The organism is Acinetobacter sp. OYA S30, assembly GCF_033599315.1.
In the GTDB taxonomy this organism is placed as follows: domain Bacteria; phylum Pseudomonadota; class Gammaproteobacteria; order Pseudomonadales; family Moraxellaceae; genus Acinetobacter; species Acinetobacter baumannii.
In genome coordinates this window covers 1-4,120 of record NZ_JAWVAV010000082.1, presented here as the reverse complement: position 1 = coordinate 4,120, position 4,120 = coordinate 1, and the positions used below count along the sequence as shown (strand labels likewise).

The window sequence follows — 4,120 nt, the reverse complement described above, 5'->3', positions numbered from 1 at the left end:
AAACTTGTTCTTTGAAAACTGGATAAAACGACATTGAAATAGTAACAAACACATTTATTTTTTAAGTTTTTTATAGGCTTAATAACATTAAAAGGTTTCAAGACACGAGCAGTTAAATGTGATGTGTATTGGAAGCTGATAGGTTAAGTTATTAAGGGCGCACGGCGAATGCCTTGGCACTAGGAGCCGAAGAAGGACGGCACTAACACCGATATGCTTCGGGGAGCTGTAAGTGAGCTTTGATCCGGAGATTTCCGAATGGGGGAACCCACTACGCTTAATCGCGTAGTATCTTGACGTGAATACATAGCGTCTTGAAGGCAGACCCAGGGAACTGAAACATCTAAGTACCTGGAGGAAGAGAAAGAAAAATCGATTCCCTGAGTAGCGGCGAGCGAAACGGGAAGAGCCCAAACCAAGAGGCTTGCCTCTTGGGGTTGTAGGACACTCAATACGGAGTTACAAAAGAGCGAGTTAGATGAAGCGACTTGGAAAGGTCCGCCAGAGCAGGTAAAAGCCCTGTAGTCGAAAGTTCGTTCCCTCCTGAGTGGATCCTGAGTACGGCGGAACACGTGAAATTCCGTCGGAATCCGGGAGGACCATCTCCCAAGGCTAAATACTACCTAGTGACCGATAGTGAACCAGTACCGTGAGGGAAAGGTGAAAAGCACCCCGGAAGGGGAGTGAAAGAGATCCTGAAACCGTGTGCCTACAAGTAGTTAGAGCCCGTTAATGGGTGATAGCGTGCCTTTTGTAGAATGAACCGGCGAGTTACGATTACGTGCGAGGTTAAGCTTTAGAAGGCGGAGCCGCAGCGAAAGCGAGTCTGAATAGGGCGAATTAGTACGTGGTCGTAGACCCGAAACCAGGTGATCTACCCATGTCCAGGGTGAAGGTAAGGTAACACTTACTGGAGGCCCGAACCCACGCACGTTGAAAAGTGCGGGGATGAGGTGTGGGTAGCGGAGAAATTCCAATCGAACTTGGAGATAGCTGGTTCTCTCCGAAATAGCTTTAGGGCTAGCCTCGTGATGAGAATACTGGAGGTAGAGCACTGTTTGGACTAGGGGGCCATCCCGGTTTACCGAATTCAGACAAACTCCGAATGCCAGATATTTATACACGGGAGTCAGACTGCGAGTGATAAGATCCGTAGTCAAAAGGGAAACAGCCCAGACCACCAGCTAAGGTCCCAAAGTAATCGTTAAGTGGAAAAGGATGTGGCGTTGCACAGACAACCAGGATGTTGGCTTAGAAGCAGCCATCATTTAAAGAGTGCGTAATAGCTCACTGGTCGAGTGACGCTGCGCCGAAAATGTATCGGGGCTAAACGATTCACCGAAGCTGTGGATTGACATCTACGATGTCAGTGGTAGGAGAGCGTTCTAAGTGCGTTGAAGTCAGACCGGAAGGACTGGTGGAGCGCTTAGAAGTGAGAATGCCGGTATGAGTAGCGAAAGACGGGTGAGAATCCCGTCCACCGTATGACTAAGGTTTCCTGAGGAAGGCTCGTCCGCTCAGGGTTAGTCGGGACCTAAGCCGAGGCCGATAGGCGTAGGCGATGGACAACAGGTTGATATTCCTGTACCACCTCCTCACCGTTTGAGAAATGGGGGGACGCAGTAGGATAGGGTAAGCGCGCTGTTGGTTATGCGCGTCCAAGCAGTAAGGCGTGTGTGTAGGCAAATCCGCACACTGTAACGTTGAGCTGTGATGGCGAGTCCGTATGGACGAAGTTCCTGATTTCACACTGCCAAGAAAAGCCTCTATCGAGGTGAGAGGTGCCCGTACCGCAAACCGACACAGGTAGTCGAGGAGAGAATCCTAAGGTGTGCGAGAGAACTCTCGTTAAGGAACTCGGCAAAATGACCCCGTAACTTCGGGAGAAGGGGTGCTCTTGAGCGTGCAAGCGCATGAGAGCCGCAGTGAATAGGCCCAGGCGACTGTTTAGCAAAAACACAGGTCTCTGCAAAACCGTAAGGTGACGTATAGGGGCTGACGCCTGCCCGGTGCTGGAAGGTTAAGAGGAGTGGTTAGCGCAAGCGAAGCTGCGAATTGAAGCCCCAGTAAACGGCGGCCGTAACTATAACGGTCCTAAGGTAGCGAAATTCCTTGTCGGGTAAGTTCCGACCCGCACGAAAGGCGTAACGATCTGGGCACTGTCTCAACGAGAGACTCGGTGAAATTATAGTACCTGTGAAGATGCAGGTTACCCGCGACAGGACGGAAAGACCCCGTGGAGCTTTACTGTAGCCTGATATTGAATTTTGGTACAACTTGTACAGGATAGGTAGGAGCCAGAGATCTCGGAGCGCCAGCTTCGAAGGAGGCGTCGGTGGGATACTACCCTGGTTGTATTGAAATTCTAACCCATGCCCCTTAGCGGGGCAGGAGACAGTGTCAGGCGGACAGTTTGACTGGGGCGGTCGCCTCCTAAAAGGTAACGGAGGCGCCCAAAGGTTCCCTCAGAATGGTTGGAAATCATTCGTAGAGTGTAAAGGCACAAGGGAGCTTGACTGCGAGACCTACAAGTCGAGCAGGGTCGAAAGACGGGCTTAGTGATCCGGTGGTTCCGCATGGAAGGGCCATCGCTCAACGGATAAAAGCTACCCCGGGGATAACAGGCTTATCTCCCCCAAGAGTCCACATCGACGGGGAGGTTTGGCACCTCGATGTCGGCTCATCGCATCCTGGGGCTGTAGTCGGTCCCAAGGGTTGGGCTGTTCGCCCATTAAAGCGGTACGCGAGCTGGGTTCAGAACGTCGTGAGACAGTTCGGTCCCTATCCGTCGTGGGCGTAGGAAATTTGAGAGGAGCTGTCCTTAGTACGAGAGGACCGGGATGGACACACCGCTGGTGTACCAGTTGTCTTGCCAAAGGCATCGCTGGGTAGCTATGTGTGGACGGGATAAGTGCTGAAAGCATCTAAGCATGAAGCCCCCCTCAAGATGAGATTTCCCATTACGCAAGTAAGTAAGATCCCTCAAAGACGATGAGGTAGATAGGTTCGAGGTGGAAGTGTGGTGACACATGGAGCTGACGAATACTAATCGATCGAGGACTTAACCAAAAAAGTTTGAAGCATTCAATGAACCGTTTATCCAGTTTTGAAAGAATAATCCTTTCAATAAAAAGAGCTTCAAGACACAGTTATACGCCGTGTATTGAAAGCCGAAAATAGTCTAGTGATGATGGCAAAGAGGTCACACCCGTTCCCATACCGAACACGGAAGTTAAGCTCTTTAGCGCCGATGGTAGTTGGGGGCTTCCCCCTGTGAGAGTAGGACGTCGCTAGGCATAATACCCAGGAGGATTAGCTCAGCTGGGAGAGCATCTGCCTTACAAGCAGAGGGTCGGCGGTTCGAGCCCGTCATCCTCCACCATTTGCCGGTTTAGCTCAGCAGGTAGAGCAACTGACTTGTAATCAGTAGGTCGTGGGTTCGATTCCTATAGCCGGCACCATTTTAGACGAGCCATTAGCTCAGTTGGTAGAGCATCTGACTTTTAATCAGAGGGTCGAAGGTTCGAGTCCTTCATGGCTCACCATTTATAAGTACCAACCATATTAAGCGGGTGTGGCGGAATTGGCAGACGCACTAGACTTAGGATCTAGCGCCGCAAGGCGTGGGGGTTCGACTCCCTTCACCCGCACCATTTTTTAAATATGCCAGATAAAAAAACTTATGCACATGCGGAAGTAGTTCAGTGGTAGAACACCACCTTGCCAAGGTGGGGGTCGCGAGTTCGAACCTCGTCTTCCGCTCCAAATGTGCCGGGGTGGCGGAACTGGCAGACGCACAGGACTTAAAATCCTGCGGTAGGTGACTACCGTACCGGTTCGATTCCGGTCCTCGGCACCATTTTATGCGCCCGTAGCTCAATTGGATAGAGCGTCTGACTACGGATCAGAAGGTTATGGGTTCGACTCCTGTCGGGCGCGCCATAAAACGAACGGGAAGTAGCTCAGCTTGGTAGAGCACTTGGTTTGGGACCAAGGGGTCGCAGGTTCGAATCCTGTCTTCCCGACCATTTCCAAAAAATATTATGGGGCCTTAGCTCAGCTGGGAGAGCGCCTGCCTTGCACGCAGGAGGTCAGCGGTTCGATCCCGCTAGGCTCCACC

The 4,120-nt window shown here is 51.4% G+C and carries 9 tRNA genes and 2 rRNA genes; all 11 read left to right on the top strand.

The features are described 5' to 3' along the window. Nucleotides 1-141: 141 nt before the first annotated feature. Nucleotides 142-3,069: ribosomal RNA gene (locus R5R67_RS18985) — 23S ribosomal RNA — on the top strand. 111 nt (nucleotides 3,070-3,180) lie between these two features. Next, nucleotides 3,181-3,296: ribosomal RNA gene (rrf, locus tag R5R67_RS18980) — 5S ribosomal RNA — on the top strand. Between the two features lie 10 nt (nucleotides 3,297-3,306). Beyond that, nucleotides 3,307-3,382, top strand: a tRNA-Val gene (locus R5R67_RS18975). Between the two features lie 3 nt (nucleotides 3,383-3,385). Next, nucleotides 3,386-3,461 (top strand) — tRNA-Thr (locus tag R5R67_RS18970). A gap of 8 nt (nucleotides 3,462-3,469) precedes the next feature. Continuing rightward, nucleotides 3,470-3,545 (top strand) — tRNA-Lys (locus R5R67_RS18965). A 23-nt stretch (nucleotides 3,546-3,568) separates the two neighbouring features. Further along, nucleotides 3,569-3,653, top strand: a tRNA-Leu gene (locus R5R67_RS18960). A gap of 37 nt (nucleotides 3,654-3,690) precedes the next feature. After that, a tRNA-Gly gene (locus tag R5R67_RS18955) sits at nucleotides 3,691-3,765 on the top strand. 5 nt (nucleotides 3,766-3,770) lie between these two features. Next, nucleotides 3,771-3,859, top strand: a tRNA-Leu gene (locus R5R67_RS18950). A 6-nt stretch (nucleotides 3,860-3,865) separates the two neighbouring features. Continuing rightward, nucleotides 3,866-3,942, top strand: a tRNA-Arg gene (locus R5R67_RS18945). Nucleotides 3,943-3,951: 9 nt separating this feature from the next. Beyond that, nucleotides 3,952-4,028, top strand: a tRNA-Pro gene (locus tag R5R67_RS18940). A gap of 17 nt (nucleotides 4,029-4,045) precedes the next feature. Further along, nucleotides 4,046-4,118, top strand: a tRNA-Ala gene (locus R5R67_RS18935). Nucleotides 4,119-4,120: the final 2 nt, after the last annotated feature.